This window comes from Affinirhizobium lemnae (assembly GCF_022968395.1).
Lineage (GTDB): Bacteria > Pseudomonadota > Alphaproteobacteria > Rhizobiales > Rhizobiaceae > Neorhizobium > Neorhizobium lemnae.
Window position 1 is genome coordinate 154,545 of the sequence record NZ_JALJQZ010000006.1, and the last position, 15,261, is coordinate 169,805.

At 59.1% G+C, this 15,261-nt stretch carries 11 protein-coding genes and 1 pseudogene; 11 read left to right on the forward strand and 1 reads right to left on the reverse strand.

Annotation, left to right across the window (positions count from 1 at the left end; translation table 11 throughout):
* Nucleotides 1-149: 149 nt before the first annotated feature.
* Both MUU53_RS06050 and MUU53_RS06055 read left to right on the forward strand, forming a co-directional pair.
* A pseudogene (locus MUU53_RS06050) lies at nucleotides 150-1,801 on the forward strand (AMP-binding protein).
* Between the two features lie 86 nt (nucleotides 1,802-1,887).
* Nucleotides 1,888-3,210 carry an MATE family efflux transporter gene (locus MUU53_RS06055; RefSeq protein WP_247260087.1) on the forward strand — a complete coding sequence of 441 codons (1,323 nt, stop codon included), beginning with the start codon at nucleotides 1,888-1,890 and terminating at the stop codon, nucleotides 3,208-3,210.
* A 75-nt stretch (nucleotides 3,211-3,285) separates the two neighbouring features.
* Here MUU53_RS06055 and MUU53_RS23175 read toward each other — a convergent pair whose 3' ends face one another.
* Nucleotides 3,286-3,411: a hypothetical protein gene (locus MUU53_RS23175; protein ID WP_280139228.1), complete on the reverse strand. Its 126-nt coding sequence runs from the start codon at nucleotides 3,409-3,411 to the stop codon at nucleotides 3,286-3,288.
* On the opposite strand from MUU53_RS23175, the gene kdpF reads away from it, so the two are divergent.
* From kdpF to MUU53_RS06095, 9 genes are all read left to right on the forward strand, one after another.
* Complete coding sequence (kdpF, locus tag MUU53_RS23340; protein ID WP_156379363.1) at nucleotides 3,410-3,496, forward strand: K(+)-transporting ATPase subunit F; 87 nt, start codon at nucleotides 3,410-3,412, stop codon at nucleotides 3,494-3,496. The two genes, MUU53_RS23175 and kdpF, sit on opposite strands and share 2 nt — an antisense overlap.
* A gap of 18 nt (nucleotides 3,497-3,514) precedes the next feature.
* On the forward strand, nucleotides 3,515-5,224 hold the full coding sequence (gene kdpA, locus MUU53_RS06060; RefSeq protein ID WP_247260088.1) for a potassium-transporting ATPase subunit KdpA: 1,710 nt from the start codon (nucleotides 3,515-3,517) through the stop codon (nucleotides 5,222-5,224).
* A gap of 10 nt (nucleotides 5,225-5,234) precedes the next feature.
* Nucleotides 5,235-7,271, forward strand: coding sequence for a potassium-transporting ATPase subunit KdpB (kdpB, locus tag MUU53_RS06065; RefSeq protein ID WP_247260089.1), 2,037 nt, complete (start codon nucleotides 5,235-5,237; stop codon nucleotides 7,269-7,271).
* 2 nt (nucleotides 7,272-7,273) lie between these two features.
* Nucleotides 7,274-7,843, forward strand: a complete 570-nt coding sequence (kdpC, locus tag MUU53_RS06070; protein ID WP_247260090.1) for a potassium-transporting ATPase subunit KdpC — start codon at nucleotides 7,274-7,276, stop codon at nucleotides 7,841-7,843.
* Nucleotides 7,844-7,865: 22 nt separating this feature from the next.
* Entirely contained in the window at nucleotides 7,866-10,556 is a 2,691-nt protein-coding gene (locus MUU53_RS06075; RefSeq protein ID WP_247260091.1) for a sensor histidine kinase, read from the forward strand.
* The gene (locus MUU53_RS06080; protein ID WP_247260092.1) at nucleotides 10,553-11,242 is read left to right on the forward strand and encodes a response regulator; all 690 of its coding nucleotides are present in this window, start codon (nucleotides 10,553-10,555) and stop codon (nucleotides 11,240-11,242) included. Before MUU53_RS06075 ends, MUU53_RS06080 begins: the two co-directional genes overlap by 4 nt.
* A 154-nt stretch (nucleotides 11,243-11,396) precedes the next feature.
* The gene (locus MUU53_RS06085) at nucleotides 11,397-12,893 is read left to right on the forward strand and encodes a sugar ABC transporter ATP-binding protein (protein ID WP_247260093.1); all 1,497 of its coding nucleotides are present in this window, start codon (nucleotides 11,397-11,399) and stop codon (nucleotides 12,891-12,893) included.
* A 16-nt stretch (nucleotides 12,894-12,909) separates the two neighbouring features.
* Nucleotides 12,910-13,971: an ABC transporter permease gene (locus MUU53_RS06090; protein ID WP_137134020.1), complete on the forward strand. Its 1,062-nt coding sequence runs from the start codon at nucleotides 12,910-12,912 to the stop codon at nucleotides 13,969-13,971.
* 37 nt (nucleotides 13,972-14,008) lie between these two features.
* The gene (locus tag MUU53_RS06095; RefSeq protein WP_247260094.1) at nucleotides 14,009-15,106 is read left to right on the forward strand and encodes an ABC transporter substrate-binding protein; all 1,098 of its coding nucleotides are present in this window, start codon (nucleotides 14,009-14,011) and stop codon (nucleotides 15,104-15,106) included.
* The last annotated feature ends 155 nt before the right edge of the window (nucleotides 15,107-15,261 follow it).

A 15,261-nucleotide genomic window follows, 5' to 3' on the forward strand; every position in this document is an offset into this window, starting at 1 on the left:
TGTCACCGTTCAGGAAAAATCATTATAAGCTTAAAAGATTTTTCTTGCCGAGCTTTTGGACCTGTGCCAGTCTTTCCAAAAATCAAAATACGCCACCTGGAAAACCAGCAAGGCGTGCAGACCAAATGTTTGCGAATAGGGGAACTGACATGAATCTGGGTCCAACCGGACACGCGGATACCTTCGCGCGCGACCATCTTCCGCCCTTTGAAGAGTGGCCGGAAATCAATCTGCAGGGCTTTGACTACCCCGAATATCTCAACGCGGCTGTGGAGCTCACGGACCGTATGGTGGAGAAAGGGTTCGGCGACCGCGTGGCGCTGATCGGCGTTGGCCGAAAGCGCACTTACCGCGAACTGACGGAATGGACCAATCAGCTGGCGCGGGCGCTGATCGAGGATTACGGCCTCCAGCCAGGCAATCGCGTTCTCATCCGCTCTGGCAACAATCCGGCCATGATCGCCTGCTGGCTGGCGGCAACCAAGGCGGGGGCTGTGGTCGTCAATACCATGCCAATGATGCGTTCGGGCGAATTGCTGAAATATCTCGAAAAGGCGGAAATTTCGCTGGCTCTGTGCGACCATCGGCTGATGGATGAGCTGGTGGAGGCGGGTAGCCAGAGCCAGTTCCTCAAGCGCATCGTCTCCTTCGACGGAACCGACGGCCATGATGGCGAACTGGACCGGGCAGCCCTTGCCAAGTCCAGGGAATTTGCCGCCGTGCAAACAGGGCGTGATGATGTGGCCTTGCTGGGCTTCACGTCCGGTTCAACCGGCATCCCCAAGGCTACGATGCACTTTCACCGTGATATCCTCATCATCGCGGATGCCTATGCGAAAGAAGTGCTGCAGGTTCAGCCGGAGGATGTCTTTGTCGGTTCGCCACCGATTGCCTTCACATTCGGTCTCGGTGGCCTCGTGGTGTTTCCGCTTCGTTTCGGCGCCTGCGGTGTGCTTCTTGAGAACGCCGCCCCACCAAAATGCCAGAGATCATTGAGGAACATCAGGCCACGATCTGCTTCACCGCGCCGACGGCCTATCGCGCCATGCTGGCCGCAATGGATGGTGGGGCAGATCTGTCATCGCTGCGTATTGCAGTATCCGCCGGAGAAACCCTGCCGGGTCCTGTGTTTGAAGAATGGACACGCAAGACCGGTAAACCGATCCTCGATGGTATCGGCGCTACCGAGATGCTGCATGTTTTCATCTCCAACCGGCTGGGGGAGGGCAGGCCTGCCTGCACCGGACGCCCGCTCACGGGCTATGAGGCGATCATCGTCGACGACTCGATGAACGAGGTGCCGCGCGGCACGGTGGGCAAGCTCGCCGTGCGCGGGCCGATTGGTTGCCGCTATCTCGCCGATACGCGTCAGAAGGATTATGTCCGGGGCGGCTGGAATCTGACCGGCGATGCTTTCTATCAGGACGAAGAGGGCTATTTCCACTTTGCGGCCCGAGCCGACGACATGATCGTTTCTGCTGGCTACAACATTGCGGGCCCAGAGGTCGAAGCAGCACTCCTGAAGCACGATGCCGTTGCCGAATGCGCCGTGATCGGCGTTCCGGACGAAACACGCGGCATGATCATTCAGGCCCATGTCGTGCTGGCGCAGGGCTTCAGCGGTGATGACGTGTTGACGAAGCATTTGCAGGAGCATGTGAAGTCCATCATCGCCCCTTACAAATACCCCCGCTCGATCATCTTTACGGAAGCTCTGCCCAAAACGGAGTCCGGCAAGATCCAGCGGTTCCGATTGCGCAGTGCAGCAACAGCGCCGCAAGTATCGGCGCAAGCGGTCTGACCTCGGCCTCGATTGACGATTGGCATTTGTCTTTTGCCCGCAAATGATCGACATCACGTCTCGATCAGATGCAAGGGGCAGACACAGTGACCGACAAAAGCCAAACGGCGCGTGCTTTCACCGTGGAAAGCCGGGATGTACTGCGCATCTCGCTTCCCATGATGATCGCCTATCTTTCGACGCCCTTGGCCGGGTTGATCGCGACGGGCGTGATCGCCCAGCTTGGCGACGAAAATCTGGTTGGAGGCGTTGCCCTCGCCTCCGTCATTTTCGACGTGATGTTCACGACATTCAATTTCCTGCGCGCCGCGACAACCGGTTTCACGGCGCAGGCCGTTGGGGCTGGCAGCAAGCTTGACGAAAACCGGATGCTGGCGAGCGGCTTGATCATTGCGCTTGTGTCCGGCCTGCTTCTTCTTCTGGTGCAAGGTCCGCTTGGAGCCTTCAGTCTTGGCGTGCTGGGTGCCGAGGGCGCTGTGGCCGAAGCTGCCGCCACCTATTTTCACTGGCGCATATGGTCGGCACCGCTCGTGCTCTTCAATTTCGTCGCCTTCGGCTGGATCATTGGGCGTGGAGAGGCGATGTGGAGCATGATTCTGCAAACTCTCCTGAATGTTCTGAATGCGGGGATCAGCTATTATTCCGTGATGCGGCTTGGCTGGGGTGTAGAAGGCGTCGCGATTGCCGCGCTCGTGGCGGAAGGTGCAACGGCGCTTCTCGGAGGCATCCTCATTCTGGTCAAGACAGACCGGCTGGCTTGGGAACTTCCGGGGCTGAAAAGCTTTCAGCGATCCTTCTCCGTCAATGGCGACATGATGATCCGCTCCTTTGCATTGCTGATCGGCCTGTCATTCTTCACACGCCAGAGCGGCACGCTGGGGATCGATATTCTTGCGGCAAATACGATCCTGCTGCGCTACTATTTCTTCGGTGTCGCGTTTCTGGATGGCGTGGCGACTGCAGCGGAACAACTGGCCGGCAAGGCGGTGGGCGCCCGCTACCGTCTGGCCTTTGATCAGGTTATCCGTCTCACGACCATCTGGGGTCTCGTCTTTGCAGTGATTGTTTCTCTAGCCTTCATGCTGAGCGCCGGCTGGGTGATCGATGTGCTGGCACCCACTGGAAATGTCGCAACCCTCGCGCACGTATATCTTCCCTACATGCTGGCCTTGCCGATTCTCGGTGTCATCGCGTTCCAGATGGATGGCGTCTATATCGGGGCCACATGGTCACGGCAGATGCGCAATCTCATGGTTGCCTCGCTGGCGACCTACATTCTGACCTGGGCTGTGCTGCAGCCGCTTTTCGGCAATCACGGTCTGTGGATGGCTCTTCTCGTCTTCCAAAGTGCACGAAGCATTGCCTTTCGCCTGATGCTGCCGAGGCTTGCCGATCGTACGTTCGGCTGATCTGGGCGGTCTTTATGTTTTCCTTACATGAGGCAGCATTCTTCCCAATCGAAACCTGACGGGTTCAGCGCCTAATCATTCTCCTGCATCAACAGGAGAATAGCGATGCTCGATTTCATCTTCCTCGTGCTGGGTTGCGGCACGCTTGGCGTGCTGGCGCTCTATGCCCGCGCGCTCGACCGGCTGTGAGGTCCAACCCATGCTGGAACCCCTTTTCGGCCTTCTCGTCGCTCTCGCTCTCGGCGTCTATCTCGTCGTTACGCTGCTGCGTCCCGAACGCTTCTGATTTCCCAGGAGAAGTCTCATGACAATCGTCGGGTGGCTGCAGATCAGCCTCCTTTTCCTATTCGTCGCCATCGCCATCAAGCCGCTGGGTGTTTACATGGCGCAGGTTTTCGAGGGCGAGCGTAATCTCGCGACCAAACTCGGCGGCCCTTTCGAGCGCGGTTTCTATCGTCTGGCCGGTATCAACCCGGACAAGGAACAGGGCTGGCTGTCCTATACGCTCGCCATGCTCGCCTTCTCGCTCGCAGGCTTCGTCTCGCTCTATGCGATCCTGCGCCTGCAAGCCTATCTGCCGCTCAATCCGCAGGGTTTTCCGGCGGTTCCGGCAGATCTGGCGTTCAACACGGCTGTGTCCTTCGTGACCAACACCAACTGGCAGAACTATGCCGGTGAGGCGGTGATGAGCCATTTCAGCCAGATGGCGGGCCTTACGGTTCACAACTTCCTGTCGGCTGCCACCGGCATGGCGCTTGCCATGGCGGTGACCCGCGCGCTTGCCAGATCCAAGGTGTCCACGCTCGGAAACTTCTGGGTCGATATGACCCGCGCCACGCTTTACGTTCTTCTGCCCATCGCATTCATCATCGCGCTTGGCTTCGTGGCGATGGGCCTTCCACAGACGCTGGATGCCTCTGCGACCGCAACCACTCTGGAAGGTGCCCAACAGGTCATTTCCCTCGGTCCCGTTGCGTCTCAGGAAGCCATCAAGCAGCTTGGCACGAACGGCGGTGGCTTTTTCAATGCGAACGCTGCACATCCGTTTGAGAATCCCACGGCCTGGTCCAACTACCTCAACATTTTTTCCATGCTCTCGTTGTCCGCCGCACTCGTCTACACGTTCGGGCGAATGGTCGGGAACAGGCGTCAGGGCTGGGCCTTGATCACGGCCATGGCGGTTCTCTTGATCACTGGTGTTGCCGTGACCTACTGGGCAGAAGCCGCTGGCAATCCGATCCTGACCAGTCTCGGCGTCGATGCTGCGCAAGGCAACATGGAAGGCAAGGAAGTTCGCTTCGGCCAAGCCATGACGGCGCTTTACGCGGCCGTGACCACCGGCCTGTCGGATGGTGGCGTCAATGGCATGCATGGCTCCTTCACGGGCCTCGGCGGTCTCGTACCCATGTTCCTGATCCAGCTTGGCGAAGTTCTGCCCGGCGGCGTCGGCTCCGGTCTTTATGGCATGCTCGTCTTTGCGCTTCTTTCCGTCTTCGTCGCGGGGCTGATGGTTGGCCGGACACCGGAGTTCCTGGGCAAGAAGATCGAAGGCCGCGAAATGAAATTTGCCATGCTGGCGGTTCTTATCCTGCCACTGGTGATCCTTGGCTTCACGGCGATCTCGGTCATGCTGCCGTTTGCGGTGGCAAGCATCGGAACCGCGGGCCCACACGGGCTCTCGGAAATCCTCTACGCCTACACGTCTGCTGCCGGTAACAACGGCTCTGCCTTCGGTGGCCTTTCCGGCAATACGCTCTGGTACAACTCGACGCTCGGCATCGCCATGCTGCTCGGTCGTTTCGCCTATGTCATTCCTGTCATGGCCATCGCGGGCTCGCTTGCCGCCAAGGTCAAGACACCGGCGTCCGCAGGAACTTTTCCAACCGATGGCCCGCTCTTCGTTGGCCTGCTGATCGGGATCATCCTGATCCTGGGAGGTTTGCAGTTCTTCCCGGCGCTCGCACTCGGTCCCATCGTCGAGCATTTCGCAATGCTTGCTGGCCAAACTTTCTGAGGAAACAACCATGTCAAAGGATCATAAGGCGCAGAGCCTTCTCGACCCTGCCATTCTTCTGCCAGCCATGCGGGATTCCGTTTTGAAACTGAACCCGCGGCAATTGCTGCGTAACCCGGTCATCTTCGTCACTGAGGCGGTGGCTGCAGTCGTTACCATCCTGTTTCTCCGTGATCTGGCGGTTGGAAACGGGCAGGCCGGGTTCTCCGGGCAGATTGCCGCCTGGCTTTGGTTCACGGTGCTGTTTGCAACATTCGCGGAAGCCGTTGCAGAAGGCCGGGGCCGCGCCCAGGCGGAAAGCCTGAAGAAAACCAAATCCGAAATGACGGCCCGGCGCCTGACATCGAACGGTGGCGAGGAAAGCGTTGCCGCGACCAGCCTCAAGGTTGACGACATCGTGCTCGTCGCAGCGGGTGAACTCATTCCCGGCGATGGCGAGGTCATTGAAGGGGTTGCATCGGTTAACGAGAGTGCGATCACTGGCGAATCCGCGCCCGTGATCCGCGAATCCGGTGGCGATCGTTCCGCCGTGACGGGAGGGACGCAGGTGCTTTCCGACGAGTTGCGGATCAGGATTACCGTCGCGCCCGGTTCATCCTTCGTCGATCGCATGATTGCGCTCATCGAAGGGGCGCAACGCCAGAAGACGCCGAATGAAATCGCGCTCTCCATTCTTCTGTCGGGCCTCACGCTGATCTTCCTGCTTGTCTGTGTCGCGATCTGGGGGCTGGCAGGCTATTCGGCCACGATCCTCTCCATCACCGTTCTTTCGGCGCTCCTGGTGACGCTGATACCGACGACGATTGGCGGGCTTTTGTCGGCCATCGGCATTGCGGGCATGGATCGGCTGGTCCGTTTCAACGTCATTGCAACGTCCGGACGTGCGGTAGAGGCGGCGGGCGATGTCGATACGCTACTCCTGGACAAGACCGGAACCATCACCTTCGGCAATCGCATGGCCAGTGATTTTCTGGCGGCCCCCGGTGAGACGCAGCAACAGCTTGCAGAAGCCGCACTGCTGGCCAGCCTTGCCGATGAAACACCTGAAGGCCGTTCCATCGTCGCGCTTGCGACGGGTGAGTTCGGGATTGCTATGCCAGAGCAGCGGTTCGACGAGATCATTGCATTCACCGCCGAAACACGGCTTTCGGGCGTTGATCGGGATGGTCGAAGACTTCGAAAGGGTGCCGTCGATTCCATCCTCAAATTTGCCGGTGTGACGGATGCCGAGGCTCCGGCGGAGTTCCGCCGCGCGGTCGACATGATCGCACGAAGCGGCGGCACGCCGCTGGCTGTTGCAGACGGCAACAGGCTGCTGGGCGCCATCCATCTGAAGGACGTCATCAAGCCCGGCATCAAGGAGCGTTTCGCAGCGCTGCGCGCCATGGGTATTCGTACGGTCATGGTCACCGGCGACAACCCTGTGACGGCTGCGGCGATCGCGTCAGAAGCAGGGGTTGATGATTACATCGCTCAGGCAACGCCGGAAGATAAGCTGAATTACATTCGTCGCGAACAGCAGGGCGGTCGTCTGATTGCCATGTGTGGCGATGGCACGAACGATGCGCCAGCCCTTGCGCAGGCCGATGTGGGTGTTGCCATGCAGACCGGAACACAGGCTGCGCGCGAAGCCGCCAACATGGTGGATCTTGATTCAAGTCCGACCAAGCTCATCGAGATTGTGGAGATCGGCAAGCAATTGCTGATGACCCGCGGGGCGCTGACGACGTTTTCCATTGCCAATGACGTGGCGAAATACTTCGCCATCATCCCGGCGCTCTTCGTCGCAACCTATCCGGCTCTCGGCGCGCTGAATGTCATGGGGCTGGCCTCTCCGAAATCGGCCATTCTCTCCGCCGTCATCTTCAATGCGCTCATAATCATTGCGCTGATCCCGCTCGCCCTGCGCGGTGTTACCTATCGGCCGTCCGGTGCCGCAAGTGTGCTGCGACGCAACCTGCTGGTCTACGGGCTTGGCGGATTGATCCTGCCCTTCATCGGCATCAAGGCAATCGACGTTGCCGTCAGCACGCTTCATCTGGTGTAAACATGATTAACCATCTCAGACCTGCAATCACTATTCTGTTCCTCCTGACACTGGTGACGGGACTTGCCTATCCACTGGCGGTCACCCGAATAGGTCGGGCTCTGCTTCCACAACAGGCGCAGGGAAGCCTGATCGAGCGCAACGGCCAGATCGTTGGCTCGCGGCTGATCGGTCAGAATTTCACGAGCGACCGCTATTTCTGGCCGCGTCCATCTGCCACCAGCCCAGATCCCTATTCGGCTTCGGCGTCCGGTGGTTCGAATCTTGGTCCGACCTCGGCCAAGCTGAAGGAGCGCGTGGATTCAGATATGAAGCGTTTGAGTGTGGCGGGCATTGCCGCACCGGTTCCCGCCGATGCCGTGACCACGTCCGGCTCCGGGCTCGATCCGCATATTTCACCGGACTATGCTGCAGCGCAGGTGGCCCGCGTTGCCAAGGCGCGTGGCGTCAATGAAGCCGACCTGAAGGCTCTGCTTTCGCGACTGACCGAAGGCCGCGACCTGGGATTTGTCGGTGAACCGCGTGTCAATGTGCTAGAGCTTAACCTGGCGCTTGATGAAATGAAGTCCTGAGAACTGACAGAGACCGAGACGAATGACGGATGATGATCGCCGCGATCCGCGCCGCCCTGACCCCGATGCACTGCTTACCCTGGCGGATAAAGACCGCCGGGGCAAGCTCATCGTTTTTCTGGGGGCGGCACCCGGCGTGGGCAAGACCTATGCCATGCTTTCCAGAGCGAGAAGGCTGCATGCCGATGGTGTCGATGTCGTCGTCGGTCTGGTGGAAACCCATGGCCGAAGCGAAACCGCAGCGCTTGTGGACGATCTGGAAGTCTTGCCCCGCCGTCGCATCAGCCATCGTGGCCGAGTATTGGAAGAGTTCGATCTCGATGCTGCGCTCGCCCGAAAGCCCGCCATCATCATCGTGGATGAACTTGCGCATTCGAACCCGGAGGGTAGCCGCCACCCCAAGCGCTATCAGGACATAGAAGAGCTCAGGGCTGCCGGTATTGAGGTCTGGACGGCGCTCAATATCCAGCATCTGGAAAGCCTTGCGGATCTGGTGGGCCAGATTACAGGAATCGTCGTGCGCGAGCGTGTGCCTGATATCGTGTTGAAGCGGGCCGACGACGTTTTGCTGGTAGACCTGCCGCCGACGGAGCTCATTCAACGGCTGAAGGAGGGTAAGGTCTACCTGCCGGAAAGCGCAAGCCGTGCGGTTGACCGATTTTTCCGCCTCGGCAATCTGACGGCTCTGCGGGAACTGGCCCTACGTCGGACCGCAGACCGGGTGGATGACCAGATGGTCGATTATCTGCGGCAGAATGCAATCGATGGGCCATGGGCCACGGGGGAGCGGCTGATTGTCTGTGTTGGAGCAGATGAGCTGTCAGCCAGGGTGATTCGGGTCGCCAGCCGTCTTGCGTCCGGTCTGAACGCGCCGTGGACCGTCGTATCCATCGAGAGGGCCGACCGGGAACTGGAGACAGCGGATACGCTGCGCCAGATGGAAGCGTTGTTTCGACTGGCGGAACAACTGGGTGCGGAAACGCGCCGGGTGATCGGTCAGGATTATGTCGAAGAAATCCTGAAACTTGCCAAGCGGGAGCATGCAACGCAGATCGTTGTCGGCGTGCACAAACGAGGCGGCCTTTCGCGTCTTCTCAAACGCTCCTTGCCGGATGAACTCGCCAGACGTGCAGCCGGCATCGGCGTTCATTTCGTAACGGCCGATCGACAGGAAAAAGCGACCAGGAAAATTCCGCTGCCTGCGCTTTCCGTGGCGGGATTGTCGCGCTCCGCGATGATAGCCGCCTCTTTCGTGGCGGTCGCGACGTCAATCGGGAAACTGATCGACACGATCATCTATCTGCCCAATATCTCGCTCGTGTTTCTGTTGGGCGTTCTCGGCTCGGCTGCAATCGGAGGCTATGTGTCAGCCCTGATCGCGGCGTCCCTGTCGACGCTCGCCTATAATTTCTTCTTCATCGACCCGCTCTATACCTTCACGATTGCTGCGCCGCATGAGGTATTCGCTCTCTTTGTCTTCCTAGCCGTTGCCATCATCTCCGGCGGATTTGCCTCCCGGATCCGCGAACAGGCCAAGGTCGCGGGAACCCGTGCGACCGCCCTGCAATCGCTCTATGATTTTTCACGCAAGCTTGCGGGGACAGACCAGCGCGATGATGCGATCTGGCTTGCCGTGTCGCAACTTCAGGCCAGCCTCAAGCGGCCGATCGTCTTTCTGACCTCGTCTGCCGGGGAACTGAGCGTCACGGCGGCTTGGCCGCCCGATACAGAACTGGACGTGACCGACATGGCTGCGGCGCGTTGGGCGGAAGCGAAACGAGAGGCCGCGGGTCATGCGACCGGCACATTGCCAAACAGCCGTTTTCAGTTTCGCCCGCTTCTTGGCCCTCATGGCATCGTGGGCGTGTGCGGCATCGCCAATGACAAGGATGATGTCGATCCGGCATCGGAGCGATCGCTGTCGGCGGTGCTGGATCAGACAGCTATTGCGCTCGACCGCGCCCGTCTTTCTGAGGAAACGATCCAGCAGGCAGCGCAGCTTGAAGGCGAGCGCTACAGGGAAGCTCTGCTATCGTCCATTTCTCACGACCTGCGCACGCCGCTTGCCACGATCACAGGATCAGCCAGCAGTCTGATCGAGCTGGGCGACAGAATGAATCCGGAATCGCGACGGGATCTGCTGCAATCAATAGAGGAGGAATCGCAGCGGATGAGCCGCTTCGTGGCAAACTTGCTCGACATGACCCGGATCGAGGCGGGAAGCCTGAAGCCGAAGCAGGACTGGGTGGATGTAGCCGACGTCGTGCACTCTACCGTGGAACGCACGCGCAAATATGCGCCCAACCGCCAGATCGAAACACGGATGGCGCCCAGCCTTTCGCTCATCCGGGGCGACAGTGTGCTTCTGGGGCAGGTTCTTTTCAACCTGCTCGACAACGCAATCAAATATGGTGGCAACGAACCTGTTACCGTCTATGTTCGCCAGGATGACGACGAGATCGTCATCTCGGTGACCGATCTCGGGCGCGGAATTCCCGCCGAAGAACTGGAGCGCGTCTTTGAAAAATTCTATCGCCGTGGCAAGGCCGATGGCAGGGCGCCCGGCACGGGTCTCGGTCTCTCGATTGCGCGGGGTTTCGTGCAAGCGATGAATGGCACGATCCATGCCGAGAGCCCGGCTATACGCAAGAGGGGAACGCGGGTCGTGATGCGGTTTCCTGTGGCGGGTAATGCAGATATGGTCGAGGCATGAACCTTTCGCGCATTCTTGTCGTCGACGACGAACCCCAAATCCAGCGCTTTCTGAGGCCTGCGCTGACAGCAGCCGGTTATGACGTTCTGGAGGCTGTCAACGGCGCCGAGGCGCTGAAGGCCGCAGCCACGCAGGCTCCCGATCTCATCATTCTCGATCTTGGTCTTCCCGATATGGACGGCAAGGATGTTGTGACGAGCCTTCGCGGCTGGAGCGACGTTCCGATCATCATCCTGTCGGCACGCGACAGGGAGAGCGAAAAGATTCTGGCGCTTGATCTCGGTGCCGACGATTATGTCGAGAAGCCCTTCCGCATCGGTGAACTGACGGCGCGTATTCGCACAGCGCTTCGCCACAGGAACAGGCCGGACGCAATTCCGGCCATTTTGGAGGCGGACGGACTGCGCATCGACCCTGTGCGGCGTCAGATCACGCGCGGAGAGGACATAATCCACCTGACCCCGAAGGAATATGACCTGTTGATCCTTCTGGTGCGCCACGCAGGTAAAGTTGTGACCCATCGAACGCTTCTGACGGCGGTATGGGGGCCGGCCCATGGTGACGATCTGCATTATCTGCGCGTCTTCATCGGTCAGTTGCGGCAAAAGATCGAACGTGATCCAGCCGAACCTCGCATCGTTCAGACGGAACCAGGCGTCGGCTACCGGTTGATCGCGGAAGGATAAGGCGCACGCATCATGGAAGACCAAAGCGTACGACTTTGAAAAATAACAACGCGATATCAGAGACATAAAACTTATAAAGAACGAATATGGGTGCATCGCTTGACTGAATGTTATCGATAACATAGTGTTTGAACATGAGCTTTGGGAGGAGCTGATGAACGACGAAACGCTGCTGGAATTCCGGAATGTTTCAAAGGTCTTCGGCGGGACCAAAGCGCTGACGGATGTCTCGCTGGACCTGCGCAAAGGCGAAATTCTGGCGCTTCTTGGCGAAAACGGCGCCGGCAAATCCACGCTGATCAAGACTCTGGCCGGGATTTTCAAGCCAGATGGCGGCGAGATCCTGTTTCGCGGCCAGCCCTATAGCCATCGCCCGCCCAAGCCGAACGAGCGCCAGCCTGTTGCCTTCATCCATCAGGATCTGGGTTTGATCGAATGGATGACTGTCGGCGAGAATGTGGGATTGGCGCAGGGTTTTTCGATGCGCCGAAAGCTCATCGATTGGCGCGCCACGGAGCGGCGTACCGCGGAAGCGCTGAAGCTGGTCGGCTGTGATTTCGATCCATCGACACGCGTCCAGAACCTGACCAGAACGGAAAAATCGCTCGTTGCCATTGCTCGTGCATTGGCTGTCGAGGCTGATATTCTCGTGCTCGATGAGCCGACGGCCAGCCTGCCTGCCGACGAAGTGGAGCGGCTTTTCAACGCCATCCGTCCGCTCAAGGAACGTGGCGTTGCCATGATCTATGTTTCTCATCGTCTGGATGAAATCTTCCGTATCGCGGATCGCGTTGCCGTGTTGAGAGATGGTCGCCTTGTCGGCCAGACGCCCGTTCAGCAAACCAATCCGGACGAGTTGATCCGCATGATCGTCGGTCGCAAGGCCGACCAGCTTTTTACGAAAGCGGAGCACAAGGCGGGCAAGACGCTTGTGTCTGTCCGCAACCTGATGTGCAGCGGTGCGGGACCAGTAAGCTTCGACCTTCGAGAGGGCGAATTGCTGGGTCTTGTCGGACTCCGCGGTGCGGGGCAGGAATTGATCGGACGCGCGCTTTTCGGATGTGAGGCCTATCGCGGCGATGTCCGTATTCATGGCGAGACGCCCGATCTCTCGAGTACGGTCACGGCGATCAAGTCCGGCATCGGGCTTATTGCCAGAGACCGAACGGAAGAGTCGGTCGCATTGTCGCTATCGCTGCGGGAAAACACCTACATCAATCCATCCGCCTCCGGACGGGGTCTCTTCACCTTTAAGACACCTGGCGACGAGGCCCGCGAGGCGGCGACGCTGGGAGACAAGGTTGGCCTGCGGCCCAACGATCAGAGCCTTGCGATCGAAGCGCTTTCCGGGGGCAATCAGCAGAAGGTTGTCGTCGGGCGCTGGCTGGCGACAAACCGCAAGCTGTTGATTGCTGAAGACCCGACAGCCGGCGTCGATGTGGGTGCCAAGGCCGACATCTATCGCCTGATCGCCTCCGCCGTCGAGTCCGGCCTGGCGGTTCTCGTCATCTCGACGGACTTCGAAGAAATCGCCCACATTTGCCACCGTGCTCTCATCTTCTCGCGTGGACAGATCGTCCGCGAGCTGTCTGGCACCGATCTCACAACATCCGCCGTCATTGCAGCGGCATCCGCATCCGAAGCGGCCTGAAAGGGGAGGAACCGCCTTGAACTCCATCCAGTCGACGGCGCTTGAGCCGACCAAAACAGAACTCGCCGGGTTGAACCGTCTCGAGAAAGCGCAGCGCCTTCTACCGGTTTATGGTCTGGTGATCCTGACCGCACTGCTGATCGTGCTCTTCTCGCTGCTGCTGCCGGATACGTTTCCGACGATCCTGAACCTTCGCTCTATCATAGCTGCCAAGACCATCATTGCCATTCTTTCGCTTGCGGCGATGATCCCTATGGCCTGCGGGCGCATCGATCTCACCATCGGTTATGGCATCGTGCTCTGGCACATTCTGGCGATCAGCCTGCAAACCATGTACGGTTTTCCATGGCCGGTCGCGGTGCTCGTCGTTCTCGCGCTCGGTGCATTCACCGGCCTTCTCAACGGTATTCTCGTTGAAGTGGCGAAGATTGACAGCTTCATCGCGACACTCGGCACAGGCACGGTGATCTACGCGCTGGCGTTGTGGCATACGGGTGGACGCCAGATGATCGGCGTGCTGCCAGAAGGCTTCTATGCTCTGAACAGCACGATGTTTCTCGGGCTGCCGATCACCGGTTTCTATGTGCTGGTGCTGGCCGTCGCCATGTGGATCATCCTCGAATATACGCCGGTTGGCCGCTATCTCTATGCGATTGGTGCCAACCCGAAAGCGGCGGCGCTGAACGGCATTCCGGTTCGCCGCTTCGTCATGGCCGCTTTCATTGCTTCTGGAACCTTGTCGGCAATCGCAGGTGTTCTCCTGGCATCCAAGCTGCGAATCGGTCAGGCGAGCGTGGGTCTGGAATATCTGCTGCCAGCACTCGTTGGTGCCTTCCTCGGGTCGACGACCATCAAGCCGGGCCGTGTCAATGTCTGGGGAACGATGATTGGCGTTATCATTCTGGCCGTCGGCATTGCCGGTATCCAGCAGTTTGGCGGATCGTTCTTCGTGGAGCCACTGTTCAATGGCGTCACGCTTCTCGTCGCCATCGGCATTGCAGGATATGCGCAGCGCAGGAAGGGCTTCGCCGCAAAGGCACCGCCAGCCGAGCCCGCAAAGACAACAGCATCCAATTGAATTCAACGCGTAAAGTTTCTCGTGGGAGGAGAACAACATGAAGCGCAGACATTTTCTTCAGCTGACGACTGCCCTTGGCATGGTTGTCATGGCCGGTCCCGCATTGGCCGATGCCATGGCAGATGCGAAAGCCATGGTCGCAAAATATGCCAGCAAGGTCGAGAAATGGGATGGCCCGACGACGGGGCCGAAGGCGCAAGCGTCCAAGAACATCGTCATTCTCGCAGCCGATATGAAGAACGGCGGTATTCTGGGCGTTACCAACGGCATCCAGGAAGCGGCCAAGGCAATCGGCTGGAAGGTAACTGTGCTTGACGGTGCAGGCTCGATCGACGGCCGTACCGCCGCTTTCGGTCAGGCCATGACGCTGAAGCCGGATGGCATCATCATCAATGGCTTCGATGCTGTGGAGCAGAAGCCAGCCATGGAAGCCGCCAAGAAGGCGAAGCTGCCCATGGTCTCCTGGCACGCGGCATCTGCTGTCGGGCCGGTTGATGAAGTCGGTGTATTTGCCAACGTTACCACTGACGCCATGGAAGTGTCGAAAGCGGCTGCCAACTGGGCCTTTGTCGATGCGGGCGGCAAGCCGGGCGTCGTCATCTTCACCGACTCCACCTATGCCATCGCGATTGCCAAGGCAGACCGCATGAAGCAGGAGCTTGAAAAGCTCGGCGGAACTGTTCTCGAATATGTCGATACGCCGATTGCCGAAACATCCCAGCGCATGCCGCAGCTGACGACGACGCTTCTGCAGAAATACGGGGCGAAGTGGACGCATTCGCTGGCGATCAACGATATCTACTTCGACTTCATGGGCCCATCGCTGGCAGCGGTCGGCATCAAGGGTGATGGTGCGCCGAAGGCGGTCGCCGCTGGCGATGGTTCCGAAGGCGCTTACCAGCGTATCCGTGCAAAGCAGTATCAGGCAGTGACCGTGGCCGAGCCGCTGAACCTCCAGGGCTGGCAGTTGGTGGACGAGCTGAACCGTGCACTGGCAGGCGAAAAATGGTCTGGTTACGTTTCGCCGCTGCATGTGGTGACGACGCAGAATGTCGAATTCGACGGCGGCCCGAAGAATACGTTCGACCCGGATAACGGCTATCGCGACGCCTACAAGAAGATCTGGGGCAAATAAGCAAAGCTTGCAGCCTTACCTCCTGCCTGGCGCGGTCCTTCAGGTGGATCGCGCCTTTTTTGATTTCCATAAGATTTTCTAGGCGGTAGTGACGATTTAGCTATTTGAGCCAGATGGCGATGGCTGCGAGTTTGACGAATCCCATGAAGTTGGCG

Bases quoted from the DNA above. Each gene is read 5' to 3' on its own strand.
- kdpA (WP_247260088.1), top strand. From the start codon at position 3,515: ATGACAATCGTCGGGTGGCTGCAGATCAGCCTCCTTTTCCTATTCGTC.
- MUU53_RS06075 (WP_247260091.1), top strand. From the start codon at position 7,866: ATGACGGATGATGATCGCCGCGATCCGCGCCGCCCTGACCCCGATGCA.
- MUU53_RS06085 (WP_247260093.1), top strand. From the start codon at position 11,397: ATGAACGACGAAACGCTGCTGGAATTCCGGAATGTTTCAAAGGTCTTC.
- kdpF (WP_156379363.1), top strand. From the start codon at position 3,410: ATGCTGGAACCCCTTTTCGGCCTTCTCGTCGCTCTCGCTCTCGGCGTC.
- MUU53_RS06080 (WP_247260092.1), top strand. From the start codon at position 10,553: ATGAACCTTTCGCGCATTCTTGTCGTCGACGACGAACCCCAAATCCAG.
- MUU53_RS23175 (WP_280139228.1), bottom strand. From the start codon at position 3,411: ATGGGTTGGACCTCACAGCCGGTCGAGCGCGCGGGCATAGAGCGCCAG.
- MUU53_RS06095 (WP_247260094.1), top strand. From the start codon at position 14,009: ATGAAGCGCAGACATTTTCTTCAGCTGACGACTGCCCTTGGCATGGTT.
- kdpC (WP_247260090.1), top strand. From the start codon at position 7,274: ATGATTAACCATCTCAGACCTGCAATCACTATTCTGTTCCTCCTGACA.
- kdpB (WP_247260089.1), top strand. From the start codon at position 5,235: ATGTCAAAGGATCATAAGGCGCAGAGCCTTCTCGACCCTGCCATTCTT.